The organism is Thermococcus sp. 101 C5 (genome assembly GCF_009372125.1).
Classification (GTDB): Archaea; Methanobacteriota_B; Thermococci; order Thermococcales; family Thermococcaceae; genus Thermococcus_A; species Thermococcus_A bergensis.
Genome location: NZ_WHIZ01000007.1, coordinates 17,134 through 43,796 on the forward strand (window position 1 = coordinate 17,134; position 26,663 = coordinate 43,796).

Sequence of the window (26,663 nt, forward strand, 5' to 3'; positions counted from 1 at the left end):
AACATACCGGTTATTTTTGAGCAGAATCTACTGAACTCCTAATTGGTGGGGTAAAATTTGGACTGGTGAATAGAATAAAAGGGGAGAAGAAGGCGATCGTGATCAGATTATTTCAACTTCAAAGCTCACCACGTCTTTTCCTAATTTCCCTCTCGCTATTTCAAGGGCTTTCTCTACCTTGCTAACTGCGACTATTTCCTCCTCAGGAATGGAGTTCTTCTTGTAGTACACTATTCTTGCGAGCATATTCCTCACCCCATATATCACTTCGAGTGATAGCACAGGGATATCACACTTTGATGATTGTAAAGATATTTATAAGCCTTTCTGCACTAATTTGTTCGTCAATGAACAGAAAAGATTTAAAGTGATAGGGAAAAGAAGCACTTATGCGGAGCCTTTTTATAAAACGTGTACATTTGAAGGAAATTCTAACCACGGCTAGAGAGAGCAACATTGAAATATGCGGGTTTTTGATAGGGACGATGAAAGGGGAAGATGCCTTTGTGGACTACGTAGTCTTTGCAGAGAACCGGTTGAATTCCCCAGTAAAGTTTGAGATAGGCCCTTTGGAAACGCTCAAAGTTCTTGAAAAAGCCGAAAAAGAGGGGAAGGAAATAGTTGGGATATTTCACTCCCACCTTAATTGTCCCCCATATCCCTCTCCCAGGGATTTGAAAGGCATGGACTTGTGGAGAAACGCATGGCTGATAGTAAATAACATTGGAGAATATAGGGCGTTTGTTCTCGAAAACGGTCAAATAAAAGAAATTAAGGTCGAGGTGGTTTAGTCTTCGATTATAATCTCTATTTTCCTCCCATCTTTGTATCCTTTCATGGCGGAGAGCATGCCTTTAATGGTCTTTTCAACAAGCTCCTGAACCCAGTCTTTCATTGGGAGCTCCTTTCCGTCTATTCTAACGGTTACCTTTGGCTTTGAGCTCAATACGACGCAATCCTCTGTGCTCCTTTCGCCCTTTACTATGAGTTTTGCCATTTCATAGCAGTTGAGCCCGCACTGTCCGCAGTTGATGTTTGGCAGCATAAAAGCTTTCTCTTCCACTAAATCGGCCAGCTTTTCTGGGTTTTCGAGGGGGTTTATTACCTCAAGTCCATCGACACTTTTGGCTTTGCTTGAGATAACACCACTAACGGCTATCGCAAGCCCATCGTTCAGGGTCTTTACCTCATCTTCGCTTTTCGCACATATTACTTTGGGCAGGTGCTTGGCATCTTTGAAGCCCTCAAGAAGAAGGAAATCAACCTCTGGCATTGTGGAGAATAGGGCATTTAAGTCCTTTGCCTCAAAAAGGAGGGCATCTGTGTCTTGAGCTCTCACAATTACATAATCAGCTACTCTTTTTAATTTCCAAGTGTCACTGTCCTTTCTATCAAAGTTCGTGTGCATGCTCTTTGCTATTCCCACTTTGTACCCTCTTTTCTTGAGCTCTCTTGCGACTCTCTCTACCGTGGTTGTCTTCCCGCTCTTTTTAAACCCTACAAACGCAACTGCCCTCATTTTTATCACTCTAAGAGCATTATCCAGTTAATGTCATCTATCTTTACCACCAAGGCTTTCCCCCGGTTACCCACAACATCGGCAACGTTCTCTAAAACTATTACTTCCTCGTCAAAATCTTTTAGCACTCCAGTAAAAGAATGATCTCCGCTGACCGCTAAGGCTACGCGTTTACCTTTCCACGTTTCGAGGGTTTTGTCCAGCAAAAGTGGTTTTTCTTCGCTCATGTTCCCACCTATACAAAAAGACTATAAATGACTTTTAGCCTTTTCCATCTGGTGGTCATATGAGGTTGGTCACAAAGAATGAAGTTGTGAAAGAAGCCTTCTTAAACGAGCTTAAGAGGGAAGGAATCAGGTTTGCTGTTATGGAAAGACTTGGGTATGAGGCGTTTATCGGCTACATGATTGAAGGGACGCTGGAGGAGATAAACAACACCATAAGCTCTTTTGAAGGTGAGGAAAAGGAGATTCTTCTTGAGGGCTTTCTCACGTTTAAGGAGCAGATAAACCATGCCCTTGAGCACCTTAAAGAGGGTGAAGAAATAGAGCATCTCCTTCAAGAGGGCTACTGGATGGGAGACGTTCTTGACCAGCTGTTTAAAAACGATGCGGTTGCTGTTGAGGGGAACAGGGCAAAGCTAAAGGATGGCATTGATGTCACAAAGCTCAAATTCCAGTTCAGGTTCCCATATCAAATTGCAAAAAACCTTGAGAAAATTGAGAAGATAGCGAAGCAGTTTGCGTTTGTTGACCTTGTCCCCGAGTATGAGATAGAGATTAGGGAGCTCGAAATAGAAAAAATCAACCGGGCTATGCACATAGCCGCGAAGTACTTTGAAGAAGAGATGATTATGGGGGCTTATTTTGCCCTTATCTCAAGAGGGATAGTTGCGAGCGAAATATTAAATGCCCTTGGTAACGAGAAAGTCCCCAAAGATGACTTAACCATGGCGTTCCTCAAGGCAATGCCCATGGAGATACCCACCGAAAAGGGCACCATGATAATAAACGTGATGAACGGGAAGGCATTTGAGGAAATTCTGAGAATGCTGGAGAAGGAAGGGCGAATAGACATAAAGGGTGGGAAGGTTAGGAAGTTGAGGTAGTGCCCTCTGAAGGCAGCAGTACTAGGCCTAGGAGCATTAAAATACCTCCAACTCTGCTGGTTAGAATGAGGGCAATTATTGCCGGAACTAAAAGCTTGTCTTTCGCTTTTTTGTATTCTTTGTTTTCAATGAGCTCAACACATTCTTCTGATCTTTTGAATATCCAATAGCCGAGGATAGCGAATGGTATCGCGAGCAAAATCCCTATTATCGTGAGCAAAAGGAGAACTGCTATGAGGAATGGCTCTATGACACTTAAAATCCCGCCGACCTTGATAAGGACTTTGGCCATCTCCACATCGGCCATGTAACCACCATAAATAGTAAGGAAAAAGAACTTTAAAAGATTTTCCAAATTTCATCAGTTTCTGGTCTTTTTAGTGGGGTTTCTTTTCCATTTTTCACGATGACCTTTACATTTGAGTTCTCTAAAAACTCACCCACGACCTCTGCGGGAATCCCCTCTTTTTTGATTGCTTCGACTATAGCGTTGGCTTTTTCTCTTGGTGCAGCTATCAAAAGCGAACCAGAGCTTATCAGGGCGAGAGGGTCTAAGTTGAAGTATTCACACAGCTTTCTGGTCTCTTCTGCTATGGGAATCCTATCGTGGTAAACCCTAAACCCCAGTCCAGCGGCGTCTGCCATCTCGTGGAATCCGTTGGCTATTCCTCCCTCTGTGGGGTCGTGCATGGCATGAACCCCAATTTCTGCAGCGATTAATGCCTCTTTTACCACACTGATTTTCTCAAGGAATCTCTTTGCTCTCTCTACTAGCTCATCTCCAAAGACATTTTTCAGCTCTTCTTCTCTTTCGCTTGCTATAATCGCTGTCCCCTCAATTCCAGCGCCTTTGGTCAATATTATGACATCTCCCGCCTTTGCACCGTTTGACCGCACAAGTTTTTCCTTTTTGACTTCGCCGAGCATTGTTCCAATGACTATAGGTCTGTTTAGTCCAATCGTCACTTCTGTATGACCTCCGACTATTGAAATGCCAAGCTTTTCAGCACTCCTATGCATGTCTTCCATTATTTCCTTGAGGAGGTTCTCATCGGCATTTTCCGGCAACAGGATTGTTGCTAAGAACCATCTTGGCTTAGCTCCAAACGTTGCAACGTCGTTTGCGTTCACGTTTATTGCGTAAAAGCCTATATGCTTCTCCGCCCCCGTTATGGGATCGCTTGAAGCCACCAAGACGCTCTCCCCAAAGTCGATTGCAGCCGCATCAATGCCCACACCAGATTTTATTATAACTCTCTCATCCTCAACCCCTAGAAGATTGAAGACAATTTTTTCAAGCACTTCTGGAGGAACTTTTCCCGGAAGCATTTTTCATCCCCATCAAAGTGAGACAGAAAAGATAAAAAGATTGCTGAGGAGGGTGTTAAACAAGCTTCTTTTCCTTCAGCACTTTTTCCATTCTGTCCATTGCTTCCTCAAGCTTTTCATACGCTGTGGCGTAGCTTATCCTCACATAGCCTTCTCCAGCCTGCCCAAATGCGCTTCCAGGAACTACAACCACTTTTGCTTCTTTTATCATCAGCTCACTGAACTCCTTGCTGCTCAAACCGGTATCTTTAATTCTTGGGAAGATGTAAAAAGCTCCCTTTGGCTTAACCGTTGGCAGACCCATCTCGTTCAGCCTCTTCCAAACAAGGTTTCTCCTTCTCTCGTATTCTTTACGCATCTCCTCTACCGCTTGCCAGCTTCTTTCGTCCCTTAGGGCTTTTGCAGCCGCATACTGGATAAAGGTTACGGGGCAAGTTGCATTGTACATTTGGAAGCGAACCATTTTTTCCACAACCCATTCTGGGGCAGCTAAAAAGCCCAAACGCCATCCGGTCATTGCGAAAGTTTTTGAGAACCCGTTCATGGTTATTGTCCTCTCAAACATGCCATCCAAGGCAGCAATGCTGTAGTTTTTGACCCCATCGTAGACAAAATACTCATAAACTTCATCGCTTAAGATCATTAGATCGTGCTCAACTGCAAAGTCCGCTATCTCTTCGAGGTCTTTCTTCGTTAATACTGCTCCCGTGGGATTGTTTGGAGTGTTTATTATCAAAGCCCTTGTTTTTGGGGTCACGTATTTTTCGAGCTCATCGACACTTAGGCGGAACTCGTTTTCCTCATAAGTGGGAACCTCAACGGGCTTTCCTCCCGCTAGAATAACTGCAGGGGCGTAGCTAACGAACATTGGGGAGGGAATGAGAACTTCCTCGTTGTCTTTCAAGAAGGTTGCAAGTCCCATTAGAATCTGCTGGTTAGTGCCAACTGTTATCATTATTTGGGTTTTTGGATCTGCGTCAATTCCATTATGCTTTTTGAACTTCTCTGCAACTGCCTCTCTAAGCTCCAAAATCCCTATATTTGGACTATAGTGCGTTAGTCCCTTATCAAGGGCTTCCTTTGCGTATTCCTTTATGTGTTCTGGCGTGTCAAAGTCTGGCTCTCCAATTCCAAGTGAGATTATTCCCTCAATGCCTTGGGCAAGGTCAAAAAGCTTTCTTATTTCAGAAGGGTTCACCATTTCAAGCCTATCGCTCAGCGCCATAATCTTCACCAGTAGGATTTCTCCTTGATGTTTATAATTTTACCGACATGAAATATTTGGCAACGATGAATAGAATAGCTCACTGATATACAACAAAGTTCTCCAAAACAAGGGCATCGAGCTTGGCTTTTTTGAAAGTTTTCAGGGCATCCTCTGGAGAGCAAACTATCGGCTCCCCATGCATGTTAAAGCTCGTGTTTAGAACCATGCCAACGCCCGTTTCTGCTTCAAAGTGTTTTATTATGTTGTAGTAGCGCGGATTATCTTCCTTAAGAAGAGTTTGGGGTCTTGTTGTTTTATCAACGTGTACAACTGCCGGGGCTTCATTGGCCATTTTTTCAGTTGCTTTGTAGCTCATTGTCATGAACTTGTTTGGATAAGGCTCCTCGAGGTAGTCTTCAATTCTCTCCTCCAGCATTGAAGGGGCAAACGGCTGGAAGACGTCTCTGTTCAATGCCACGTTGAGCTTTTTTACAACATATTTGCTTCTTGGGTCTGCAAGGATGGAGCGGTTGCCTAGGGCTCTTGGACCGTATTCCATTCTTCCTTGGAAAAAGCCCACCATTTTGCCTTCAAGAAGCATTTCTGCAACAAATCCCTCTACGTCTTCACGATATTCAAATTTCAGACTCTCTGCCCTTAAGAGGGCTTCAATTTCCCCCTCATCATAGGAAGGCCCCAAGTAAACATGCTCAAGCTTAAAGGGCTTCCATTTCCTATCGAGCCTTTCGAACTGGGCTTTGACGAAGGCTGCGGCACCAAAAGCTAATCCAGAATCATCCATTGCTGGAAATATCCATAGATCGGGGAAATATTTTCGCAGCACGGCATTTGCCTTGACGTTTTGTGCAACTCCCCCGGCGTAGGCAAGTTTTAAGTTATAACTTTTAAGTTTTAACCCAAGCTCATCGATAATCTTTTCAAGATGCGCTTGAGCAGAGGCGGCTACCTCTATTGCCCTCTTTTGAAGTTCTCCATCCAGCTTTCCTTTTTTCATTTCATGGGCGATTTCTTTAGCCTTAGATAGAGGATAGTTGAAAAGTTCGGCGAGCCTTTTTGTAGCCTCAATCCCAACTACTTTCAGCTTGTTCTCAAAGCTCAGCCCGTTAAGTTCTATTATATGGGAGAGATCGTAAGTTGGCTTACCATAAGCTGCCAAGCTCATGACTTTTCCTTCATGTCTCATCGGTTTAAAGCCCAAAAGTTCAGTAACCGATGCATAGAAATCTCCGAGAGAGTCTAAATAGGTGCTCTGGGCTATTCTTATCATCTCACCATCTCTTGCCACATAAATGGAAGAGCTTAGTCCATCTCCCGCGGCATCTATACTTAACGCCAACGCTTTTCTCCAACCAGAGGTGAAATACGCAGAAGAAGTGTGGGCAAGGTGATGTTCAACAAAAAGAACTTTCTTCTTGAAATCTTTACCAAATATGGATTTGAGATTTCTCTCAAGATCTAACAATCTTGATTGCTTCCTGAAAATACCCGCTACCGCTATTACCTCCACCTCTTCCGGATGTACTTCTCCCATTTCTAAGACTTTATTTATGCTCAGCTCTGGAAATCCACGGTACTTTTTTATCCGGTTTAATCTCTCTTCGTTTACGGCATAGATTTCTTCTCCCTTGAACAGCACTGCTCCTGCATCGTGTCCATCGTGCACTCCAAGCACAATCATGTTTGGGGATTAAATGAAGGATTTTTAAACATAACTTCGGAATGTACAGTTGGGGATTGAAATGAGGGCAGAAATCAGAGAGTTTATTGATAGGGACACGTATAGGAAGGCACCGCTGTTTGAGGGTGAACTCCCGAAAGGCAGCTACGCCCAGATAGTTGAGATAAAGCCAAAGCAAACCGTTCCAAAGCATTATCATGAGAAGCAGTACGAGCTCTTTTACATAATCAGCGGTGAGGCAAAGCTGGGTATTGGGGAAAAGGAATACGAAGCCAAACCAGGGGACATCTACCTTGTAAAACCAAAGACAGTTCACTGGGTCGTAAACGAAAGGGAGGAACCATTTAGGCTCTTCGTTGTTAAGCTGAACTACTTTGGAGAAGACAGTGTCTGGCTGAGTGATTAACATGGGAAGAGTAAGGAAGGAAAAGGCAGAAATGTTCCCCCTATCTCCGGAATCATGGTACCTTGTGGTTTATTTTAATGAAAAACTTGAGTACCTTTACATACCCTCATCCAATAAACCAGACTTAGAAAGACTTGGATATCTTCTGGCGGCTTTTAAGCTGTTTAATATCCCTTATTTGCTTTTTGGAGTTCATGGGGAGGATATTTTTGAGCTTAGGGATGATTTCGAAGAAAGATTGAAAGAAGAGTTTGGTGTGAATATTGATGAGAACGTCCTTGCCAAAGAATTTAAGAGCTCACTTAGGAACATCGAGAATTTAAAGACATTTTACGAAAAGCTCGGGTTTTTTGAAGACCTTGAGGAGCTTGAAGATCTAAGAAGGCTGTATGAGGAGTACCTGAAAAAGAGGAGAAAATGAACAGTTAAACGAAAAATTCTTTAAATCTTCTTTTTATCTAAGAGCATGAACATTTACGAAATGCTTGCTTTAATAGGTACTGGACTACTCCTTCGGAGGATAATAAAATCTGAGAAGCCTTTTGTTTACTTAAATAAGTTTGCATCCCAGGTGCTTTTAACATTCTATGTCTTTTCAAACGTTGCCTCGAAGGATATCGCCTATTTGATGGAGATTAAGGTTGTTTTTCTGTATGTCTTTTTGGTTATTGCCCTCAGTCTTGGAGCGTCTTTCCTCTATGCGAGGTTTTTTGTAGAGGATAAAAAGTGGCAGGGGGCGTTGATGATACTCTCGACGTATCCAAACACAGTCGCAATGGGTTTCCCGATAGCGAGCCTGTTTTTAGATGATTTAACCCCAGCGATTATCTATGCAAGCACAAACACCTTAATAGTCCTCCCCTTAGTTACTTTCATAGCCGCGCATTATTCGAGTGGAAAAGCCTCGCTTAGAGAAAGCATCATAAGAGCGCTTAGGTTTCCACCCACCAGTGCCAATATACTTGCCCTCACTCTTGTACTGCTTAGGATTAGGCTTCCCTCTCAACTGCTGAGCGGAATGAACAAACTCGGTTGGTGGAGCATTCCCCTAATCCTGATTTATTTCGGCTCTCGCATAAACCTCCAGAAGTTTGAATGGAGGAAGCTTCTTGAGGTGGGGACGTTTAGAATAGCTATACCGTTTGTTTTTGTAGTTTTAACCCTAAAAACAAACCCTGAAATATTCTATGCGGTGCTGGTTGAGGCATCGATGCCCCCAGCAATAATGGCAAATACCATTTTAGCCCACTACAGGCTTAGAGAGGAAGAGGGAATAGGCGTTACGATCGTGTTAACGATAATAGTTTTGATCTTGTTTTTGGTGCTTAGAGCTTTTGTTTAAACTTTCACCTCCTCAGATATGGATTTTTCGACTTTGGGAATTATCTCTTCGCCTTTTTTATGTATCTGCAGGACGGTTGTTGCCAGCTCCTCTAGCAGTGGAACAACGTAAGGGACACTATTTTTTAAGACATCAACGTTAGTGAAGTAGAATGCGGTTCTCCTCCTACTCCCAGCATATCTTGTTAGCATGTTTACCAGAGCCAATACTTCTATTTTTGAATCTGCAAGCAAAAATAGTCTCTCAATCCCAAGCACTGGGACAATTGCATGTTCCATTTCAGAAAGAAGAGCCTCATAATTTGCCTCGAATTCTTGGATTAGGGACATTATATCGCTGACGCGGAATCTCTTTATAACGTTTCCAACCTCTAACCGACCTCCGGTTTTGATGACCTTGACGTCTTCTAAAATCCCAGTATCAATATCTGCGAGCTCCATGTGGGTTTTGTAAACATAGAGGGTATCAAGAACATCATCCACCACAACTGGGATTTTGTTTTCTTTGCCCCAGGTTATTAGCTCCACTAGTTCTTTGTATGGAAGCGCTGAGGATGGATACTCCAAAAGCACGGTTTCTCCAAACTTTGGGAATTCCCAAATGTTTTTGAATTTCAAGGCTTTCACCTCCCACTTCTCTCTTCAAGTTTTGCTGCGATCCAAGCTAGCAGCAATATGAAAATCATCCCCCCTACAAATCCCCCGCCTGCAAAAAGGAGCTTCTGTTTTGTGGGGAAAACTTCTATGGTGGTGTTTTTAATTTCTGTATGGGTGATGGTTTTTGTGTAGGTTTCCACGATTTTTGTGGAATTTGATGTTGTTTCGGTTTCTCCGATTTTCTCGGATGTTTTGGGGTTTTGAAGATTTGTAGGAGCCTCAATCTTTAATATGGTGGAGTTCTTAGTTATGTAATCACGCTCTTTGAGCGCTGCAATCACTTCAAATTCCCCGTCTTTTGTTGGAATAAGGAAGAAACTGTATGTTTTGTTTTCTCCAGGCTTTAGAGAATCAGTTATATATGCAAATCTTTCAGAGATTGTCAGCTTATCTCCTATTATTCCAAAGTGCTCTGGCAGGGCAATTGTAAGTGTAAACGGTCCGCGTGTATTCCCTTTGTTCGCAACAGTAATATTTAAAGGAATAAGCTCTCCAATGCTTCCGTTAGAACCTTGGATTGATAGCAGATAGTAAGGAGATGCATTTTCAACATTTATCCATCTGATCTCCGATGAAAACGAGATTCTGGCGTAGCCATTGCACGAGAGCTGGAAGGGTACATTTCCACGCACTTTTATAGAGCCTAACTTGAGAAGTCCGGAGTTTTCTGGCAGGATAGTTAGGTTAAAGCGAATACTCTCTTTTGCTTTAAGTTCCGGGATGTAGACGGGATAGGAGCTTATTATTCTAAATCCATTGGTAAGGTTGGGGAGTATCTCAACGAAGTGAAGGTCTTTTTCTCCTTCGTTTTTAATTACTACAGTGGCATTGAAGGGTTCAAACTGCAATGCTCTCTCGGGGGTGGAGAGAGACACATTTACAAAAACATCTGCTTCCGGCTTCGGTATTTTTTCATTTTCTAGGGATCCAACCAAAGTTACAATTTTCTTTGTTTTCAGGTCTTTTATCCCTTCAACTCCAATGTAAAGTCCCCCATAAGAAATTAGTGTGTTTGTATATACCCATCCGCTTTTGAGAATCATTCCACAGGAGTTTCTTACAGTTACATATGCCCCATCTGAAAATACCTTTTCAATTCTTACTAGATATGGCCCTATTTGGGTGTCTTTTCCTTCTTCCACCTCTTTATACACCGAGGGCGAAATGGATAACGTTGCGTACACTCCTTTTAGTTTTATCGTGACTTTAACGTAACTTGACCCAATGAGGTCTTTTACTTCAATTATGATTCCATCAGCTTCTATTGTTTTTCCCACTTCTATCCAGTGTTCCTTCCCGTTTATAGAGATGCTGACGAACTCTTTAAGCTCTCCGTTGACTTCCGTTATGTTGAAGTCTTCAAATTTTACTGTCCACTCATAGAGCTCTTTGTTAGTCCCCTTGTAGAGGTAACCGTCAAATATAGTTGGCATTATTGTGAATGAGCCGCTAAGCTCGTTGAACTCAATTTTTCCACCACTGTATAGGATTTCCTTTGACGTATTTTTATACAGCAGCTTTATCCTTGCCCCTTTATCGCTCACACTTATTAGTGAGATTTTGTAATCTCCAAGTAGCAGGGTTTGATTTTCTAGTATGTATGGGAATGTGATGTTCAGCTTTGCATAACCTCCATCTTCCTTTACAAAGCCTGAAATGAGACGAAGGGAATAAATACTTGAATTTACAGTCTCTCCGGGAGTTACCAAAAAGTTTCCTTCAGGGGTTAACACTAGAAACCTACCATCTAATGAAATGTCTTTGAGCTCTATCTCCTTCCCTTCTATCCCCACCTGAGAAGGTACTCTAATCCATCCAGTGAAAACAGACTGTGCACTTGCATAGGGCAGGAGGAGAATTAAGAGAAAAATTATGAAGAGCTTTTTCACAGTCCCACCCCCATTAGAGGTAGTATTAACCCCGAAAAGCTCATCATCTTCCCCATCACGAACTCACCGAGATAAAGACCTATAGCGGACATCCATGCTAGTATCACGAAGTAATAGAGGGCTATTCCCAAATGCCCGCCATCTGCGATTTTTATTGAAAATGCCGAGATTAATGAGTGCAGCAAGAGTATTGAGATCAGAATATAGTTGGTTAGTTGAAGACCCTCGGCACTTGGTATAAAAAGGATATCCTGAATGAACTCTCCTTGAAGCTGGATGTTGGAGAATAAGTGGGTCATATAAACTGCAACTTGGAATGCGGCTGCAACTGAGAAAGCAAATGCCCCTGTAACCCCGTATATCACACCTTTAAAGCTTGCGACACTCTGTTTTCTTTTCCTTCTTAATCTAAGAATCCTCTCAAAGTTGTTTGAGATTATCCTTCCCACGTAGTCTGGATCCGCTCCAAGATGGAGGCTCTTCCTAAATATATCCGAGAAGATGTCTATAAGCCAGCTTCCCGTATCTGAGACAAAATATTTCCAGGATTTCGTGTCGTCTATTTTTAGGGATATCCTCTTATTCAAATTTTTAATATCCTTTGTCAATGTTCCGAAGTCGTGGGAGCTGAGGTACTTTAAAACAAGCGCCATGGATGCTCCACTTGCTGCTAAAGATGAGCTAAGACTCCTCATGAATGCTGGGAAGTTTTCGTCTTTTATCAGAATGTTTTCCTCCTCTTTCGTGAGAACATAGCCCAGATAGGCTAAGGGGCTCATAATCAAGGCTAAAGCTATCTCCGTTGGGATATTGAACCTGATTCTCAGTACGAGAAGATACAAAAGGGCAACGACCACAGTTCCGGCAATTGATATTAATGCTCCTCTAATAACTTTAGCCTTTCTCTCTGCATTCATGGCGTTGCTGGCCCATATACTATCTTCGGGCATTTTGTGCTTTATTAGAATAAGAACTCCGATTTCAACTACCATAACCAAGATGAACGTAAAAATCGTCAGTGTTACCAAGTCTTGTCCGGTTATTATGGGGCCTATTATGATGAAGGTGACCATAAACACCACGGAGATTATAAGTGAGCTGTAGACTTCTTTAAAAACATCCAAATCATAGAGGGCTCCCTCATAGAACGTCTGGTAATCGTCCATCACAATTTTTTGTTCTTGCAACAGGTAGTCCTTTAACTCCACACCGCTGTCAAGGGAATAGGCAAGCCTCTCAAGGAAGTCTGAGAATACTTTGCTTGGCGTCCTTTTTGCAAGGAACCTAAAAGCCTCTGGCATCCCTCTGTTGAACTTCGCTATTAGGTAGTAAATTTTCTCCATGTCTCTGGAAATAGGCTCAAGCACCTTTTCCTTTGCTAGGTTCAAGATTAACTCGTTTCTACCAACTTCACTTGTTGAGAGAACGGCAAAATACGTCACAAAGTAGGGAATCTTTGAGTTTATTTTAACCCTTTTTCCGCTTGCGGCGGAGTAGGGGTGCATAACGGCATATATCAGCGGGAGCAGGGGAATCACGTAGAGTGCTATTCTGATTATAGACGAGATTGAGATAAACGTCGTGAGAAGCGAGAGGACAACAAAAAGGGCTACACTAGCCACTATACTTGGGATTAATATTTTTCTTACGTAAGTTTTCATGTCCAGATCTGCCTGCACGAATATGTTGGCTTTTTGTTTTGGCATTCTAACCACCTAAAGCCTAAAGCTTAACCCTTGAATGCCCTTTTCGTAGAAGTTCTTTATCTCCCTATGGACATCCCAGTAGTCCGTTATTCCCAGCTCTGCCATTCTCTGGATTATCCTTGCCCTCAAAAACAGCTCGTTGTAGATGTCTTTTGGATCCTCATAGCCAGCTACTTCCGCTATTTTTCTCTCCAAGATGTAGGAGTTGTTCATTCCTCTGAAGATGTGCTTATCGCTGACTGAATCCCATTCAAAAACACTCCTCGTAGCAACTCCTCCGAGTTCTTCATAGTAGCCCTCTATTTCCACAACGTTGAGAACTCTTCTCAGGAATCTCCCTCTTACGTAAACTGCCTGTTGGAAAAGGGCAATGTTGAGGTTATCTATGAAAGTTACAGGGACGTTTATTGGATGCCCAGTGAAACGCTGTATCATCTTCTTGACATCACCCGCGTGAAAAGTCGCCATTACTGGGTGTCCGGTCTGCATTGCTTGAAATGCTATAGCACCTTCTGCACCTCTTATCTCACCAACTATAATGTAGTTAGGTCTTGATCTCAATGCAGCTTTAAGAAGGTCAAAGAGTGTTACTCTGCTCTCCTCAGGCCCTCTTTCTCTTGTCGTTAGCCTCTGCCATGTTGGATGCGGCACAACAACTTCTGGAGTATCTTCAGCAGTGAATATCTTCGCTTGGGGCTTTATGAAAGGAATAATAGAGTTCAAAGTCGTTGTTTTTCCGCTTGCCGTTTCACCACACACAAAGATGCTCATTCCATACTCCAAGGCAAGCCACAGATAAGCGGCAATTTCAGCTGAGAGTGTGTTCCATTTTACAAGCTGGACAACACTCAAAGGCGTTGCGGAGAATTTTCTTATTGTTGCTGAAGGACCCTTTATGCTAACATCTGGGCTGTATATGATGTTTATTCTTGAACCATCTGGGAGGGTTCCATCAACAATCGGGTTTTTGTCGCTTACCGGTCTTCCAATTCTTTCACTCAATGCCTTAAAGTAATCCGCAAGGGCTATATTGCTCTCAAAAGTTATGTTCGTAGGAAGTGCCTCAAAGATTTTGTGAATTAAGGAAATGTAATCGGCACCGATTATGTGTATATCCTCAATATATGGGTCCCTGATTAAAACTTCTAGAGGCCCAATACCAATTATGTCCCTCTTCAGCAGATATCTAAACTTTTCTATCTCTCTTTGAGTCAGCTTTACACCATTTCTCGAGAACAAACCCCTACCATTGAGTTTCTTTAGGGCTTCGTTATAGAGTTCGTCTAAGAATATCTCAAATTCTTCCTTTTCCTCTGGGATGACCTTGGTGGGAGCCAGCTCCAGAATTTTTTCTTTTACCAACTCATACTTTGCCTTTTCCTCTGCATTTTGGATTCGGGGTTCTATCACGATATACCTCTTCTCGGTTTTTGGATCTCCATAAATGTGGACAAAAATTGGATCTCCAACAGGGTATATTATGTTTGGGTATTTTATCTCCTTCATGTCTCTGCTGAGCTGGACATGAAATTCGGGCATCTTACCGTATTTCCTAACGAAGTCTTCAACGTATTCCCTTAGGTGGGGATTTCTTGCCATTGCAGTTTCAAGAGTTTCACTGATCCTTTCAGCCATATCACACCACCGCAGCTATCTCTACGATGAATCCCGCCTTTGGTTCGACTCTAAATGGAATTATCTTCTGGAAAATGCCCATGGCGTTGTTGTACTTAACGATGGTCGCTGAGTTCTTTAGATCCCCACCAAAGACCTTGACTTGGAGTCTTATCAGCATTGTAGAAATCTCCTCCAGTACGGAGAGGGTAGAAGGCTCTATGTCGTTGGGACTTAGAGTTAGTATTATTACCTTATTTAGGGCACTGAGCTTTTTGAGATGTTCGGTAAACTGTCTGAGTAAGTCTTCATTTAATTTTGGGGGCAGAATGGGTGCGAGCGAATCTATGATAATAACATCCTTTTCCCATAGCCTCTCCTCACTCAAAAATCTGGGCAGGAATTTTTCTCGCTTAGAAACGCTGCTAAGGAGGGGATAGAGAGAAACAAAGAGCAGTTTTCTCTTTATCAGAAAGGGGATTATACTATAGCCGAGCGATTCCATTTGGTTTATAAACTCCGGAGTGGTGAGCTGGGTTGAAACATAGCTAACAGAAACGTCGTTTCTCAAAAATCCATAAGCGAGACGTTGAGAGAAGATGGACTTACCAGTACCCCTATCACCTTCTATTAGGATTATACTTCCAGAGGGGATACCACCTCCAAGCCTCCTGTGGAGTTCATCGTTAGGTATCTGGATTTTCAGCAAATGTGCCATGATCATCACCCTATTTTGAAGATGAACTCTCTCTGCTTTCCATTTTCAATTACTACCACGAGCTTGTGATATCCAGCTGATAGGGTGGTAGCTATTCTTAACTCTCCAACGTCATGGGGAGCCAATAATGATGGTCTTAAAGTAAGATTTGAAGCAGGTATAAGGTTCCCGTCGATGAAAACTACCACTGTGTCGGGAGTGAAAAGGAACGCTTCACTTCCGGTGTTTTTTATGTAAAACACATACGCTCCGCTGGAAATTGGAATGTTTTCTGGGTCGTTTATCACGGTGAAGTCAGTTCTCAGATTTTGGGCTATTGCAGTCCCACGGTACGTTATTCCATCGGCTAGGTCTTGGGTAACAACGTAAAGCCCTCCTGCTACCGTTGCGGCAACGAGGAGTGAAACTATGAAGAGTATGATCTCTGAAACCACTGAACTTGCCATGATAATCACCTAGTTGCAATACCATGAGGTTCCAACTATAGAGGGCCCCCCTATTGTCTGATTTTGATCTAGCCATACCCATCTCCATTCTATCTTCAAGGAACATCCGGTTTCGGTAGCTATCACCAAGCTGTGAACGTTGCTGTCTTTAATCTCGGTTGTTGTAATGGCTATATATTCTCCAGGGAGGAGATAGGGCTTGTTTTCGACGATGAGGGTTGAGCCATCTAGGGTTTTCAATCTTCCATCCCTAATGAAATTCCAATATTTAGGGGATAGGGTAGAGCCGTTGTTTGTAACGTTGAACGTTATGGAGTATATCGAGGCAGTTGAGCCTGGATCATTGTAGGAGTAGCCATAAAGGGATAATCTGGAGGTTTGCCTCTTTATGAAGGACTCTTTATACACCTCTACTGAATTTGCCAGTGAAAGATAGCTGTTTTCGAGGGATAAGTAGAGCGTTCCAAACGCCACGATTGATGCGATGAATATTACGGCGAAGCTTGCAGATACGCTGAATCCCATACCCTATCCCCTAAACCCCATAAACATGTTCCAATATCTTGTTCATCATCTTTAGTTCCCTTTCAATGGAGTTCAGTACTTCTGGAGTTATTCTTGTTCCCCTTAATCTTTCAATGAACAGCAGTGATATCAGGTGATCCTGAATGGTGAGCTTATCGTCGGGCTTCCAGTTTGGCTCTCTCTGGTGAGGTCTAGTTCCGTTTGCATACTTTAGCAGTGTTTCAAGGACTTCTTCGGATATCCAGCCTATCGTATAATAAAACTCGAGCACATTCTCCAGATTCTGCATTCCAGCTCTCTCTATGAGGAATCCCAGCCACTTTAAGGCTATCATCGTGGAGACTGCATCATCAGGAAGTCTTTCCAATCTTGCCCTGCTTTTTGTGGGTGTTATCAACACGTCTCTTATTTCCTTAGGGATTTGGATTTCCTCAGTCATTGAAAACTCCCCCTTACCTTCTTCTTCAAATTCCCTCTCCTCCTTCGGGGGTTCAATCCTTTCAAACTCAATTCTCTGTGGCTCCCAGTGGGTTGAATTTTCTACGATTCCTGTGTTCTGATTCTCAACTCTCTCAAAGGAGCTCCGGTTTTCTGATAATTTTTCCCTTATCTCCTCTAGATACTTTCCTATTTCCTCTATTCTTTTGTCTAATCTCTTAAGCCTCTCAACTTGGCTTGAATAGTTCTCAAGCACCTTCTTTATTATAACATCAACCTGTTCAGGCGTTAGTATGTCCATCTTTGAAACCAGCTTGTCCCTCAGGTCTTTAATGAGGACGCTTGGCACTTTCCCTTGGAGTTCCTGCAGTTTTGCATCTATTTCATTTTCAGTGATCATGCTTCTCCCTCCGAAATTGCCTCATAGATTATCCTATCCAGGTCAACACCGTGGTAGGCAAGGAGCCTTAGGTCAGCTTTTATCTGGGCTATATCCTTTCTAATGTCGTCAATTTCTTGCTTTAACTCGTGGATTTCTTTCATTATTGGGTTCTCGCTCTCTAAGTCCCTGAAAGGATTGATCTCCTGGGAGACGACCTCATAAAGCATCATAACGTCTTTGATTGTCTTGTCGAGCTTTTCTATGTCTTCCCTGAGCTCCTGAATTTGGCTTTTTAGGGTGTCGATGTTTACCTTTATTCTCGGGAGCTCGTTTTCGATTTCATTTAACCTGTTCATTACCATGGTCAGCCTTTCTTCTTCCTCTTTCTTCTGTTCCTCTGTTGCTTGTGGTTGTTCACTTAATGCAAGCTCCAGCTTATCCTCTTTTTTGCTAACCTCTTCCTTCTGTTCTTCTGGCTTTTTCTTGAACTTCTCTTTCAAATAGCTGAACGACATTGCTGGCCCCTCCAAAAGTTAGTGGAATAAAGAGAATGTAAAGAAAAATCAAAAGAGCTGGCGTCACTTGAGCTCTATAACGGTCTTAGTGTATGCTGGTGGAGTGACAACTTTGGTGAATCCGGGGGCACCGAACTCTGGTCTAACTTCGATTGTGACCTCGGTTCTTGGTTCAAGCGAGAGGCCTGAAACCACGAGGAAGACAATGTCTCCTGGGGTAAGTGTGTTGTCATTCGTAACTGAGTCATCGGCGTCCTGGACAATAACAATCTGGAAGTTACCAGTGCCGGGAGTAGCTGAGGATATGTTAGTTGCTGTGGAGGTTGTCTGGTCTAAGCTGTAAATGTTGAAGTTTGTTCCATCGTTTATGTATATCTTTGTCTGGTTGAGGTCAACGGGCTCACTTCCTGCGTTCAGGGAGACTTGGATGGCCATTTTATTAATAGCTCCGCCGCTGTTGAATCCGAGAACCTTATCAATCTTCAAACCACTAGCAACTTCTCTTGTTGCTTGTCTTCCGGTGGCTTCTGCTCTTTGCTGGAGGTAGCCGCTGGTGTTGATGAGTACTGCTGCGGCTACTGCAGCTACTAGCACCGTGGCTATGAACACTATCAGGGTACCGATACCAACGGCACCCCTCTTCTTACCAAAAATCTCCTTCATCTCTTGGCACCTCCGTTGGAAGTTTTGCAATATATGTTAGAAGGGTTTGGATATAAAGCAATTTTTTGTTTTTACATTGGTTTTTGCACATGTAGGTACATATGTAGGTACCTACTAACTCCAAGTAGTAATCATAAAAAGAGGGCAAGGTAAAGGAGCAAAAATGCAAGTTGGGAAAAATAGGAAAAATCAATAAAGGGGCTCAAGAACAAGAATGGACTTACCGTATTCCGTTATCCTCGCTTCCTTTCCGTAATATTCAAGGGCATCAACTATATCGGCTTTTCTCGGGAACTTGTGGAACTCTTTAGTTAGCCTTTCAAAGAACTCCCAGGCGGCTATGTTTTCAAAGTTTTCTCTGAAGGGCTCCACTATTATCAGCTTTCCTCCCTCATCGACGAAATCGAGCGCTTTTACTACAGTCTGGTGCACCTCCGGGATGTACTCAAGCACGAAGCTCATTATCACAACGTCATACTTTCTCTTTGGTAGTGTGTTTCTTATGTCTATCTCCTTTAAGCTTACCCAGTCCATGCCGAGCTCTCTTATCCTTTGCCGGGCAATGCTTAAAAGTCCCGGGGAGAAGTCGACACCTACGTATTCACCGTTTGGACCCACGTATTTTCCGAGTTCCACTGGGGAAACCGACCCGCATCCTAAATCAAGAACCCTAAGACCATCTCTGAGGTTGCCTATCTTGGCTATTATTTCCCGATATAGGGTGTTGAGTGGGTTCGAAAGTCGAATGTCCCAGAAGTCTGCATCCTTGTCAAAGTCCATCATCACCTTGGAGTTTTCGAATGACAAGAACGCGTAGTTAGCCATTTCAACAATCTTATCCTGTATTGGAATCCATTCCGGAATTATATCCTTTAACTTATCGTATTCGATAAGAAACGTCCTCAGGAATTTTTTACTGCTTACCCCCATCTCGTTAATCTCTATAATGCCGAGATCGTAGTATGTGCTAAGGAGTGATTTTAGATAGGGTTTATTTTGAACATCTATTGAATTTAAAAGCTCCTCAAGGGTTTTAGCTTTATCAATATTTTTAAAGACTCCCAATTCAAGACCTATCTTTATTACATTAAAGAAAGAGAAATCAATTAGGGTTTCCAGATTAAAGTCAAACTTTTTTATTTGATCCTCCATCTTTGGCACCTCACATAAATCTGGTGTAATAGGTTTGATAGGTTTTTAGAAATTCTACAACTTTTTTTCCGTATTCGGTTAACCTGTAGTACCGAAAACCGTTTTGATTGACCTCTTCAACAAGCCCAAGATAAACGAGAGAGCTTTCTCCATTGTATCTGTTACCCATACCAACAAGGGCACCCCTTACGTTTGAGGTATCAGATCTGACAATCCTGGCAATCTCCGAAAGATAAGTCCCAGAAGGATAAATCTCGTTTAGATAAAAGAGTATCCTCTTCCTTAGCTCGCTTCTGTGTAATGATCGTAATACGTGCGGGTCAATTATTAGCCCCACTGATCTCACCCCCTAGAAAAATTAATAATACTAGTCCTATCACACCCAGTAATATAAGGATTGCAGAATATTTAAGATTTTCGGTTTTGTTTTGTAACTTGTGTCATATATTGGACATTTGTATTGTATTTTAATTAAAATTTTTGGATTACGCTAATCTTATTTCAATATTCTTGTCGTATTCTTAATCTTTTGCCAGCAAATTTTATGGCCTAACAATGCATGACAGCTATAAGGGATGGGCACTCTTTGCTTTGGTATCTTTTGTCATTTTGTCAATTCTTTTCTCAAAAACTTTAAATATCTTTCAAATCTCTTTGGTTTGTACTTTCAAGAGGTGCAGAAAAATGAGCGTAGTTTGGACGACACTTGTTTTGTACATGGGAGCAATGCTGGGAGTTTCAGTGTATGCAAGGAAGTACATTAAGACCTCGGCCGACTTTTTGGTGGCCGGGAGAAGGCTTGGACTGGCATTAACAACCGCAACTCTGGCAGCCACTCACTATGGTGGTGGCTTTCATCTTAGGAGGAGCTAGCTGGGGAGCCACCTATGGATTAGGAGGAATCTGGTACGGTTTTGCCTGTGGATTGGGGCTTCTTCTCTTGGGTCTGACCCTTGCAAAGCCTATGCGTGCTCTGGCCCTGTACACAGTCCCGGATGTTCTGGAGATGCGATATAAGAGTAAAGCAATAAGGCTTTTGGCTGCAGTGCTGTCACTTTTAGCCCTTGTTGGCATACTTGGGGCGCAGGTGTGGGCAGCATCGGCAGTGTTTGAAGCTATAGGATTGCCGGGAACTGCAGGAGCAGTATTTGCCACGTTGATTTTCATAGCGTACACGGCTTTCTCAGGGTTATGGGCTGTGGCACTGACGGATTTCATTCAGGTGATACTTGGAAGCATTGGCGTGACAGTTGCAGTGGTGCTTGGGCTGAGCAAAGTGGGTGGCTTTGAAGGATTAAGGACGAGTCTTGCATCAATTCCAAACCTACCTCAGGCATCTGGGGAGTACTTCAACTTCATGTCACTGGGAGTTTCGCTCTTTGCCCTGACGTTAGCGGCAACGGTGATGTACACATTGATAGGACAGGATTTTTACCAGAGGCTCTTTGCCTCTAAGGACGAGAAGACTGCAAGAATGGGAGCAATTTACGCTGGAATTCTGCTTATGGCGTTATCTTTCCTCCCAGCCCTTGCAGGAATGCTTGCACTGGCTCTTTCAAGTGACCCTCAAGCGATAATAGACTCACCAAAGACAGCAGTTCCAAAACTTGTAATCACTGTTTTTGGAAGCGGAGTGGGAGCGATATTTGTGGCTGCAATCCTTGCAGCGGTAATGAGTACAGCAGATTCATTGTTATCGGCAGCGACCTCTCACGTGGTTAAGGACGTTTATCAGAGCTTTATAGAACCGGAGGCAGACGATAAAAAACTACTGAAGCTCTCAATCGGGACTACAATAGCTATAGGTCTCCTAGCCCTTGTCGCTGCATTGACAGTTCAGGGAATAGTTGAGCTCCTTATATACTCCTACGACATCTACACTTCGGGAGTCTTTGTTCCATTGATACTGGGCATCTACTGGAAGAGGGCAACAAAAGAAGGTGCCTTGCTTGGAATGATTGCCGGAGCATTAACTGCTGTTGCAGGAATAACTGGAGTAGTGAGCTTCAGCTACTGGGAGTACATCTACGTAAGCGGAGCCCTTGTTTCAGCAGTGGTCATGGTGTTTGTTAGCCTCTTAACCTCTCCAGAGCCGCTTGATGAAGACTTCAAAAATGCCTTTTAATTTGGCTTTCTCATTTTTTCATTATTGGGACAGTTAATGGAGAAAATGTGACTGCAACAGTTTCTCTCAATATAATGTATACAGTTAGGTTTGTGAAATGCATAGTAATAGATGATCATTGCAGATATATGACTACGAAAAGCTAATTTGCCAAAACTCCCAAACTAAAGATGGTGGGTATCTTGCCTTCAAAGAAGAGACAAATAAAAGGGAAAGCATTTATTAGTGATCGTTTTGAGAATTTTGAACTCCCCACAGGACTTGCAAACAACATAAAAGGTACTGTTGCCGAATTAATTGGTCAAAATTATCTGTGGAATAAATTAATACCAGAACTCAGAAAACAATATGATATTGTTCATTATTTATCTCCTCAGGTGCCATATACCAATTTTGAGAGGGACTTCTATTCTTTTCAAAGATCAAACTTTTTGAAGCGATTAAAAATAGCTAGGAAAATGTTAGTTTCTACTCTCTCAGAGTGGATATTGCCCCCTACTGTCAAGGGAGGATACTTAGTTGTGAGTGATGGATATTATCACAAGGAAGATGATGTGTTTGAGGTCGAGATATTTCTAGACTTGGATCCGAACGAGCCGATTATACGCCGTCCGGTATGGGTGAATAGGAAAGATCGCCAAGGATTTAGGGATATTGATGCTCTTATTTCAAGTGGGTATTTTATTTCTTGGGAGAACATAAACAAAACATTAACTCTTAAAAAGGCCTTAGGGGAGTTATTAGAAGGCTCACAATACATTCCTGATTGTATGCTATTATTGGGGAAGATTGAAGGTACAAAAGACTTTCATTTAATCCCTATCTTCAAGACCAAGAGAATTCATAAATTCAACATAAAACGGAGCGACCTTGAGAAGCATTATGAGCTTCCAATACTCAAAATCGAGAAGGTTTTAATTATCGAAGTTAAAGGAGGAAGTAGGAGATTCACATTTACTAATAATCAGATAAAATTAATTAAGAACATCCCCACGAACGTACCTATCGAATTCCTCATTATACACGTACCAATAGGGGATATCATTTCATTGAAAGAGGCTCAAATCCACATATACAAGATGATAAAATAATGTGTTGAGGGTTGGGAGGCCACGTTTTCATAATGAAAAAGCTAGGCCTAATGTGGTTAGCAACATCAGTGTGATGATGAGCGAAATTAGGTAAATTAGCGCTGCTGCAGCAAAAAGTCCAAGACCAAAATTAAACCCGGACTTAAATGTTAGTTCGATTCTCAGTGGAGGACTTTGAGATTCCGCTGTCTCTGTTTTTATGCTTGGCATAAGTGAGAAGAGGTAACTCGCAATTAGGAGTAGCACCATTAGGATTATAACAAAGATCGGAAGTTTTGAATCTGATGGTATCCACCCAGCTAGGGTTGATATCAAGAGCGTTATGCTAACAACTAAAACTCCCCACAGTATAGCCTTGAAACCTCCGTTCACAAACATCACCAAAAAGAATACGCAAGAAAAATATAAATCATTTTGGCCTTATTCACAAGCTATTTGTGTAACCCCTCCTAGCCCTATCTTTTTATGGGTCTTTAGTGGATAGTCTACCTGCATATAGCTACCATTTCTTTTGAAATGGATTCACGCATATTGTAGTTTGGAATCATGAACCTAACCAAGACCTTCCTTTCTAACTTCTTCTACCATGGGGATGAAGTTAATGTTTTGTGAAAAAGCTTTAAAGAGAAACCTCAAATATCACCCGAGGTGAAAGCAATGGAAAACCCATTTGAAATTACTGGAATAGTTGCTAGGGAAATTCTCGACTCAAGAGGAAACCCAACAGTTGAGGTTGATGTATACACCCCGGTTGCGATGGGAAGGGCGGCAGTGCCAAGCGGTGCCTCAACGGGAATCCACGAGGCCCTAGAGCTTAGAGACGGTGGGAAGAGATACCACGGAAAAGGTGTTAAGAGGGCCGTTGAGAACGTTAACAAGATAATCGCTCCTGAACTTCTTGGAATGGATGTCACACTTCAGAGAGACATAGATATGCTCATGGTTGAGCTCGATGGCACGGAGAACAAGAGCAACCTCGGTGCTAACGCTATTCTTGGTGTTTCCCTTGCTGTTGCAAAAGCTGCCGCTAACACCCTTGGAATGCCTCTCTACAGATACCTTGGCGGAGCAAACGCTTACGTTCTGCCTGTTCCAATGAGCAACGTTATCAACGGAGGCGCACATGCGGGCAACGATTTGGACTTCCAGGAGTTCATGATTATGCCCGTCGGTGCAAAGAGCTTTAGGGAAGCCATTCAAATGGTAAGCGAGACCTACCACACATTAAAGAAGATTCTCATAGAGAAGTATGGTAAGCTGGCAGTTAACGTCGGTGACGAGGGCGGCTTCGCACCACCGATGAAAGAAGTAACCGAGCCATTGGATGCCCTTGTAAAGGCTATTGAAGAGAGCGGTTACAAAGTCGGAGATGAAATTGCCTTTGCCCTTGATGTGGCATCAAGCGAGCTTTATGACGAGGAGAAGAACGTTTACGTTGTTGGCGGCAAGGAATACACGAGAGAAGAGCTCATCGACCTCTACAAGGAGCTTACCTCAACCTATCCAATACTGTCAATTGAAGACCCGGTGCAGGAGGAAGACTTTGAGGGCTTTGCAATGGTCACGAAGGAGCTTGGAAAGAAAGTCCAGCTCGTAGGTGACGACATATTCGTAACAAACGTCAAGAGGCTCAAGAAGGGCATCGAGATGGGGGCTGGAAACGCTCTGCTCCTCAAGGTAAACCAGATTGGAACACTCAGCGAAGCTATTGATGCCGCTTACCTTGCCTTTAGGGCTGGCTATGGAGTTGTTGTATCCCACCGCTCCGGCGAGACCGAAGACGCTACAATTGCCGATCTAGCCGTTGCCCTAAATGCAGGCCAGATTAAGACCGGTGCTCCAGCAAGAAGCGACAGAAACGCCAAGTACAACCAGCTCCTAAGAATCGAGGAAGAGCTTGAGGGAGTTGCTTACTATCCGGGCAAGAAGTTCAGGAACCCATTGCTTTGATTCCTTTCTTTCTTAAAATTTTGAAAAAACGTTGAAAAATTTTGAAGAAAAAGCTCAAGGCTTTCTCACGACTATCAGCGCATGGTCTTTCTCGTATGGCTCCAGGGAGATTCTCTCCACAACCTCAAAATATTCGCTGAGCTCCTTCTCGACTTCTTTGAACACTTCTTCGGGCTCTTTTGTCACGTCAATACTTCTGCTCTTGACGGAGATCATACCATAGCCGCCGCTCTTGAGGTAGGCTTTTGCGTTGTCTATGAGTATCTTGGCCTGCGTTGGCTGTGCAACGTCTTCAAAGATCACATCTACTTTTGTCACCAGAGCTCTGTATTCTTCAGGCTTTGTTGCATCGCCCAAAATGGGTATTATGTTTCTTCTCTCCTCTACAAGGGGAACTAGCTCTCTAAGGACTCTTGGCGAGAACTCTATACCGAAGATTTTCCCTTCCCATCCAACGATGTCACTTACGTGTGAGGCTGTAGTACCGCTTGCTATTCCAAGGTACAGCACGGTGCTCCCGGGCTTTATTGGGAAATTCTTAAGACCATTAAGGATTGCAGCGCCAAGCTTTGACCTGTTTGGGTTCCATATTCTGTATTCCTCTCCTTCCCACTTGATAACCCTCTCCCCGTAAACCTTCTGACCGGGCACTAGGTTTTTGGTCGCTATCTTCTCGCTCCCGTCATCGTCGATGACGATGTAAACGCCAGGGAATTTGTGCTTTTTAACGTTCATCTATTTCACCTCCTCCTACCCTTCTCTTTGTGTTTCTTTTTCTTTTCTTTCTCTTTTCCTTTGAATTTCTTCCCCTTTTCCTTCTTTTTGAATCTTTTTTCTTTTTTCTTCTTCTCTTTCTTGGGCTTCTCCTTGCGTTTTGGCGGGTTGGGGTACTTCTCCTTGATTTCCTTGATTCTGGCTTCAATCTCCTTCTTAAGCTCCTCAGCTATGTACTCTCCTGAGAAGTAGTCAACTCTGGCAGCTATTGCCAATTTGCCAGCTAAAGCTCTTGCAATTTTACCTCTCTGCCACCATGGGGACTTGTTGATTGCTGGGTACTGATAGATCACACCGTGCTTTGGTGGCTTTGCACCGCTCCGCAGGTGTCTGAATAGTGCCTTCTCTGCACCGAGAACTTGAATTGTTGAGGCAGGCATCATTGCGAGCTCTTTTAATCCTCCAGCCAGGCTTATCAGCCTTGCGGCAAGCTTTGCACCAACCAGGGCTTTTAAGTTTGGAGCAACGTCATCCATTGCCCTCTCGATGTAGTCCTCTATTTCGTTTCTCAGCTTGTAAAGATCATCAATTTCTCTCGCTAAGTCCTGGATAACTCTGAGGTCCTTTTCGTCCATCCATGCTCCCATTGTCTTCTCCTTTGCTTCGAGGATTTTCGCTATTTTCTCTTCGCTAAGTCCAAGGGATTCCAACTTCTCCTTTGTTATGTTCTCTCTGTGCCCGACATTCTTGACAAAACTCACGTACTGCGGGTGTTTGGGTAAAAGCTCATCAAGCTCGGGGAAGTGGAGGGAATACCACTCTCTCAGTCTGGAAACGAGGAGGTTTACGACCTTGTCAATATCATCTAGAGCTTCTATTGCCTGAATTATCATTTTGTCTCTTGCACCGCTCTGCTCCTGTATCCTGAGTCTGGTTAGGGCTACTCCTACTGTGAAGTATCTTTCGAACCATTCTTGCCCCAGGAACTCCTCTGGGTTTTCCCTGAGTTTCTCTCCGGCTAAGTTGGGAAATTCAAATTCAGACTCGAAGCCGAGCTCTCTCACACGTCTGCTGAGCTCAGGGTGTTCGAACACAAAACTTGAGTACCCTTTTTCCTTCAATTCACCTAGGAGAATGGTAAGATCTTCGGTAACATCTCCCTTTAGGAGCTTGTCAAGTGCAACTTCTGGCCTCTCCGTGAAGATTCTTTTCCCCACTAGGTTGCCGTTCTCATCAAAGGCGTAGATACCCTGCACATTTTCGCTTATGTATGCTTTCATGAGCATCACCTTTTTTATTCTTTGCTGAAGAAGTATAAAAGAGTTGAGTTTTTAAACATATTCCGTGACGTGGCTTTATCGCTCATTGTCGAAAAAATATTACACATTTACCGGGGCGTGTTTAGTTTCACCCCCTGTTATTTAAACAGTATTTGACTCTGAGGAGGATTTTCAGACCATAACACATTA

31 protein-coding genes are annotated in these 26,663 nt (G+C 43.0%); 9 read left to right on the forward strand and 22 right to left on the reverse strand.

Annotated elements, in window-relative coordinates:
• Positions 1-102: 102 nt before the first annotated feature.
• Entirely contained in the window at positions 103-246 is a 144-nt protein-coding gene (locus tag GBV73_RS11110) for a hypothetical protein (RefSeq protein ID WP_172967186.1), read from the reverse strand.
• 143 nt (positions 247-389) lie between these two features.
• On the opposite strand from GBV73_RS11110, the gene GBV73_RS01855 reads away from it, so the two are divergent.
• Complete coding sequence (locus GBV73_RS01855) at positions 390-791, forward strand: M67 family metallopeptidase (protein WP_042701494.1); 402 nt, start codon at positions 390-392, stop codon at positions 789-791.
• Here the strand turns inward: GBV73_RS01855 and mobB are convergent.
• Together mobB and GBV73_RS01865 are read right to left on the reverse strand one after the other, a co-directional pair.
• Positions 788-1,519, reverse strand: coding sequence for a molybdopterin-guanine dinucleotide biosynthesis protein B (gene mobB / locus GBV73_RS01860; RefSeq protein WP_042701491.1), 732 nt, complete (start codon positions 1,517-1,519; stop codon positions 788-790). The two genes, GBV73_RS01855 and mobB, sit on opposite strands and share 4 nt — an antisense overlap.
• Positions 1,520-1,524: 5 nt before the next feature.
• Positions 1,525-1,746, reverse strand: a complete 222-nt coding sequence (locus GBV73_RS01865; RefSeq protein ID WP_152878875.1) for an LSm family protein — start codon at positions 1,744-1,746, stop codon at positions 1,525-1,527.
• Between the two features lie 59 nt (positions 1,747-1,805).
• On the opposite strand from GBV73_RS01865, the gene GBV73_RS01870 reads away from it, so the two are divergent.
• A complete protein-coding gene (locus tag GBV73_RS01870) occupies positions 1,806-2,627 on the forward strand; it encodes a hypothetical protein (protein WP_152878876.1) in 822 nt (273 codons plus the stop codon).
• Here GBV73_RS01870 and GBV73_RS01875 read toward each other — a convergent pair.
• The 4 genes from GBV73_RS01875 to GBV73_RS01890 all read right to left on the reverse strand — a co-directional run bounded on the left by GBV73_RS01875 (position 2,611) and on the right by GBV73_RS01890 (position 6,862).
• A complete protein-coding gene (locus GBV73_RS01875; RefSeq protein WP_152878877.1) occupies positions 2,611-2,934 on the reverse strand; it encodes a hypothetical protein in 324 nt (107 codons plus the stop codon). The two genes, GBV73_RS01870 and GBV73_RS01875, sit on opposite strands and share 17 nt — an antisense overlap.
• A 32-nt stretch (positions 2,935-2,966) precedes the next feature.
• Positions 2,967-3,956 (reverse strand): AIR synthase family protein, encoded by a 990-nt coding sequence (locus GBV73_RS01880; RefSeq protein WP_152878878.1) that lies wholly within the window; start codon positions 3,954-3,956, stop codon positions 2,967-2,969.
• A 55-nt stretch (positions 3,957-4,011) separates the two neighbouring features.
• Positions 4,012-5,181 carry a pyridoxal phosphate-dependent aminotransferase gene (locus GBV73_RS01885; protein WP_152878899.1) on the reverse strand — a complete coding sequence of 390 codons (1,170 nt, stop codon included), beginning with the start codon at positions 5,179-5,181 and terminating at the stop codon, positions 4,012-4,014.
• Between the two features lie 79 nt (positions 5,182-5,260).
• Positions 5,261-6,862, reverse strand: coding sequence for a carbamoyltransferase (locus tag GBV73_RS01890; protein WP_152878879.1), 1,602 nt, complete (start codon positions 6,860-6,862; stop codon positions 5,261-5,263).
• 61 nt (positions 6,863-6,923) lie between these two features.
• Here GBV73_RS01890 and GBV73_RS01895 point away from each other — a divergent pair, with 61 nt between their 5' ends.
• The 3 genes from GBV73_RS01895 to GBV73_RS01905 are packed head-to-tail and all read left to right on the forward strand — an operon-like array spanning position 6,924 to position 8,610.
• Positions 6,924-7,268 carry a cupin domain-containing protein gene (locus GBV73_RS01895; RefSeq protein ID WP_152878880.1) on the forward strand — a complete coding sequence of 115 codons (345 nt, stop codon included), beginning with the start codon at positions 6,924-6,926 and terminating at the stop codon, positions 7,266-7,268.
• 1 nt (position 7,269) lies between these two features.
• Positions 7,270-7,689, forward strand: coding sequence for a hypothetical protein (locus GBV73_RS01900; RefSeq protein ID WP_042701469.1), 420 nt, complete (start codon positions 7,270-7,272; stop codon positions 7,687-7,689).
• A gap of 45 nt (positions 7,690-7,734) precedes the next feature.
• Entirely contained in the window at positions 7,735-8,610 is an 876-nt protein-coding gene (locus GBV73_RS01905; protein WP_152878881.1) for an AEC family transporter, read from the forward strand.
• Here GBV73_RS01905 and GBV73_RS01910 read toward each other — a convergent pair.
• From GBV73_RS01910 to GBV73_RS01965, 12 genes are all read right to left on the reverse strand, one after another.
• Positions 8,607-9,227: a DUF257 family protein gene (locus GBV73_RS01910; RefSeq protein WP_152878882.1), complete on the reverse strand. Its 621-nt coding sequence runs from the start codon at positions 9,225-9,227 to the stop codon at positions 8,607-8,609. The two genes, GBV73_RS01905 and GBV73_RS01910, sit on opposite strands and share 4 nt — an antisense overlap.
• A gap of 5 nt (positions 9,228-9,232) precedes the next feature.
• The gene (locus GBV73_RS01915; protein ID WP_152878883.1) at positions 9,233-11,155 is read right to left on the reverse strand and encodes a hypothetical protein; all 1,923 of its coding nucleotides are present in this window, start codon (positions 11,153-11,155) and stop codon (positions 9,233-9,235) included.
• Positions 11,152-12,861, reverse strand: coding sequence for an archaellar assembly protein FlaJ (flaJ, locus tag GBV73_RS01920; RefSeq protein WP_152878884.1), 1,710 nt, complete (start codon positions 12,859-12,861; stop codon positions 11,152-11,154). Before flaJ ends, GBV73_RS01915 begins: the two co-directional genes overlap by 4 nt.
• Before the next feature lie 9 nt (positions 12,862-12,870).
• The gene (locus GBV73_RS01925; protein ID WP_152878885.1) at positions 12,871-14,496 is read right to left on the reverse strand and encodes a type II/IV secretion system ATPase subunit; all 1,626 of its coding nucleotides are present in this window, start codon (positions 14,494-14,496) and stop codon (positions 12,871-12,873) included.
• Position 14,497: 1 nt separating this feature from the next.
• A complete protein-coding gene (locus GBV73_RS01930) occupies positions 14,498-15,196 on the reverse strand; it encodes an ATPase domain-containing protein (protein WP_371716976.1) in 699 nt (232 codons plus the stop codon).
• Positions 15,197-15,198: 2 nt separating this feature from the next.
• Entirely contained in the window at positions 15,199-15,639 is a 441-nt protein-coding gene (locus GBV73_RS01935) for a flagellar protein G (protein WP_152878887.1), read from the reverse strand.
• A 9-nt stretch (positions 15,640-15,648) separates the two neighbouring features.
• Positions 15,649-16,164 carry a hypothetical protein gene (locus GBV73_RS01940; RefSeq protein WP_152878888.1) on the reverse strand — a complete coding sequence of 172 codons (516 nt, stop codon included), beginning with the start codon at positions 16,162-16,164 and terminating at the stop codon, positions 15,649-15,651.
• 10 nt (positions 16,165-16,174) lie between these two features.
• Positions 16,175-17,002, reverse strand: coding sequence for a FlaD/FlaE family flagellar protein (locus tag GBV73_RS01945; RefSeq protein WP_152878889.1), 828 nt, complete (start codon positions 17,000-17,002; stop codon positions 16,175-16,177).
• Positions 16,999-17,499 (reverse strand): flagella accessory protein C, encoded by a 501-nt coding sequence (locus tag GBV73_RS01950; RefSeq protein ID WP_152878890.1) that lies wholly within the window; start codon positions 17,497-17,499, stop codon positions 16,999-17,001. The genes GBV73_RS01945 and GBV73_RS01950 overlap by 4 nt, the downstream gene beginning before the upstream one ends.
• 63 nt (positions 17,500-17,562) lie before the next feature.
• A complete protein-coding gene (locus tag GBV73_RS01955; protein WP_152878891.1) occupies positions 17,563-18,162 on the reverse strand; it encodes an archaellin/type IV pilin N-terminal domain-containing protein in 600 nt (199 codons plus the stop codon).
• Between the two features lie 189 nt (positions 18,163-18,351).
• Positions 18,352-19,314 carry a class I SAM-dependent methyltransferase gene (locus GBV73_RS01960; protein ID WP_152878892.1) on the reverse strand — a complete coding sequence of 321 codons (963 nt, stop codon included), beginning with the start codon at positions 19,312-19,314 and terminating at the stop codon, positions 18,352-18,354.
• Positions 19,315-19,324: 10 nt separating this feature from the next.
• Positions 19,325-19,651, reverse strand: a complete 327-nt coding sequence (locus GBV73_RS01965) for a helix-turn-helix domain-containing protein (RefSeq protein WP_371716974.1) — start codon at positions 19,649-19,651, stop codon at positions 19,325-19,327.
• Between the two features lie 347 nt (positions 19,652-19,998).
• Here GBV73_RS01965 and GBV73_RS01970 point away from each other — a divergent pair, with 347 nt between their 5' ends.
• The 3 genes from GBV73_RS01970 to GBV73_RS01980 all read left to right on the forward strand — a co-directional run bounded on the left by GBV73_RS01970 (position 19,999) and on the right by GBV73_RS01980 (position 22,530).
• A complete protein-coding gene (locus GBV73_RS01970) occupies positions 19,999-20,187 on the forward strand; it encodes a hypothetical protein (RefSeq protein WP_042702265.1) in 189 nt (62 codons plus the stop codon).
• Positions 20,156-21,439 (forward strand): sodium:solute symporter, encoded by a 1,284-nt coding sequence (locus tag GBV73_RS01975; RefSeq protein WP_152878893.1) that lies wholly within the window; start codon positions 20,156-20,158, stop codon positions 21,437-21,439. Before GBV73_RS01970 ends, GBV73_RS01975 begins: the two co-directional genes overlap by 32 nt.
• A 182-nt stretch (positions 21,440-21,621) precedes the next feature.
• A complete protein-coding gene (locus GBV73_RS01980; RefSeq protein ID WP_042701462.1) occupies positions 21,622-22,530 on the forward strand; it encodes a hypothetical protein in 909 nt (302 codons plus the stop codon).
• 27 nt (positions 22,531-22,557) lie between these two features.
• Here GBV73_RS01980 and GBV73_RS01985 read toward each other — a convergent pair whose 3' ends face one another.
• Positions 22,558-22,911, reverse strand: a complete 354-nt coding sequence (locus tag GBV73_RS01985) for a hypothetical protein (RefSeq protein ID WP_152878894.1) — start codon at positions 22,909-22,911, stop codon at positions 22,558-22,560.
• Between the two features lie 276 nt (positions 22,912-23,187).
• Here GBV73_RS01985 and eno point away from each other — a divergent pair, with 276 nt between their 5' ends.
• Positions 23,188-24,480: a phosphopyruvate hydratase gene (gene eno, locus GBV73_RS01990; RefSeq protein WP_152878900.1), complete on the forward strand. Its 1,293-nt coding sequence runs from the start codon at positions 23,188-23,190 to the stop codon at positions 24,478-24,480.
• A gap of 54 nt (positions 24,481-24,534) precedes the next feature.
• Here eno and GBV73_RS01995 read toward each other — a convergent pair whose 3' ends face one another.
• Together GBV73_RS01995 and GBV73_RS02000 are read right to left on the reverse strand one after the other, a co-directional pair.
• Positions 24,535-25,215: a fibrillarin-like rRNA/tRNA 2'-O-methyltransferase gene (locus GBV73_RS01995; RefSeq protein ID WP_042701429.1), complete on the reverse strand. Its 681-nt coding sequence runs from the start codon at positions 25,213-25,215 to the stop codon at positions 24,535-24,537.
• Between the two features lie 5 nt (positions 25,216-25,220).
• Entirely contained in the window at positions 25,221-26,474 is a 1,254-nt protein-coding gene (locus GBV73_RS02000) for a hypothetical protein (RefSeq protein ID WP_042701426.1), read from the reverse strand.
• Positions 26,475-26,663 lie beyond the last annotated feature (189 nt).

Coding starts and splice junctions, on each gene's coding strand:
- GBV73_RS11110 (WP_172967186.1), bottom strand. CDS start 246: ATGCTCGCAAGAATAGTGTACTACAAGAAGAACTCCATTCCTGAGGAG.
- eno (WP_152878900.1), top strand. CDS start 23,188: ATGGAAAACCCATTTGAAATTACTGGAATAGTTGCTAGGGAAATTCTC.
- GBV73_RS02000 (WP_042701426.1), bottom strand. CDS start 26,474: ATGAAAGCATACATAAGCGAAAATGTGCAGGGTATCTACGCCTTTGAT.
- GBV73_RS01970 (WP_042702265.1), top strand. CDS start 19,999: ATGAGCGTAGTTTGGACGACACTTGTTTTGTACATGGGAGCAATGCTG.
- GBV73_RS01960 (WP_152878892.1), bottom strand. CDS start 19,314: ATGGAGGATCAAATAAAAAAGTTTGACTTTAATCTGGAAACCCTAATT.
- GBV73_RS01925 (WP_152878885.1), bottom strand. CDS start 14,496: ATGGCTGAAAGGATCAGTGAAACTCTTGAAACTGCAATGGCAAGAAAT.
- GBV73_RS01975 (WP_152878893.1), top strand. CDS start 20,156: ATGGTGGTGGCTTTCATCTTAGGAGGAGCTAGCTGGGGAGCCACCTAT.
- GBV73_RS01940 (WP_152878888.1), bottom strand. CDS start 16,164: ATGGGATTCAGCGTATCTGCAAGCTTCGCCGTAATATTCATCGCATCA.
- GBV73_RS01995 (WP_042701429.1), bottom strand. CDS start 25,215: ATGAACGTTAAAAAGCACAAATTCCCTGGCGTTTACATCGTCATCGAC.
- GBV73_RS01935 (WP_152878887.1), bottom strand. CDS start 15,639: ATGGCAAGTTCAGTGGTTTCAGAGATCATACTCTTCATAGTTTCACTC.
- GBV73_RS01865 (WP_152878875.1), bottom strand. CDS start 1,746: ATGAGCGAAGAAAAACCACTTTTGCTGGACAAAACCCTCGAAACGTGG.
- GBV73_RS01855 (WP_042701494.1), top strand. CDS start 390: ATGCGGAGCCTTTTTATAAAACGTGTACATTTGAAGGAAATTCTAACC.
- GBV73_RS01945 (WP_152878889.1), bottom strand. CDS start 17,002: ATGATCACTGAAAATGAAATAGATGCAAAACTGCAGGAACTCCAAGGG.
- flaJ (WP_152878884.1), bottom strand. CDS start 12,861: ATGCCAAAACAAAAAGCCAACATATTCGTGCAGGCAGATCTGGACATG.
- GBV73_RS01950 (WP_152878890.1), bottom strand. CDS start 17,499: ATGTCGTTCAGCTATTTGAAAGAGAAGTTCAAGAAAAAGCCAGAAGAA.
- GBV73_RS01885 (WP_152878899.1), bottom strand. CDS start 5,181: ATGGCGCTGAGCGATAGGCTTGAAATGGTGAACCCTTCTGAAATAAGA.
- GBV73_RS01955 (WP_152878891.1), bottom strand. CDS start 18,162: ATGAAGGAGATTTTTGGTAAGAAGAGGGGTGCCGTTGGTATCGGTACC.
- mobB (WP_042701491.1), bottom strand. CDS start 1,519: ATGAGGGCAGTTGCGTTTGTAGGGTTTAAAAAGAGCGGGAAGACAACC.
- GBV73_RS01880 (WP_152878878.1), bottom strand. CDS start 3,956: ATGCTTCCGGGAAAAGTTCCTCCAGAAGTGCTTGAAAAAATTGTCTTC.
- GBV73_RS01875 (WP_152878877.1), bottom strand. CDS start 2,934: ATGGCCGATGTGGAGATGGCCAAAGTCCTTATCAAGGTCGGCGGGATT.
- GBV73_RS01870 (WP_152878876.1), top strand. CDS start 1,806: ATGAGGTTGGTCACAAAGAATGAAGTTGTGAAAGAAGCCTTCTTAAAC.
- GBV73_RS01900 (WP_042701469.1), top strand. CDS start 7,270: ATGGGAAGAGTAAGGAAGGAAAAGGCAGAAATGTTCCCCCTATCTCCG.
- GBV73_RS01890 (WP_152878879.1), bottom strand. CDS start 6,862: ATGATTGTGCTTGGAGTGCACGATGGACACGATGCAGGAGCAGTGCTG.
- GBV73_RS01895 (WP_152878880.1), top strand. CDS start 6,924: ATGAGGGCAGAAATCAGAGAGTTTATTGATAGGGACACGTATAGGAAG.
- GBV73_RS01905 (WP_152878881.1), top strand. CDS start 7,735: ATGAACATTTACGAAATGCTTGCTTTAATAGGTACTGGACTACTCCTT.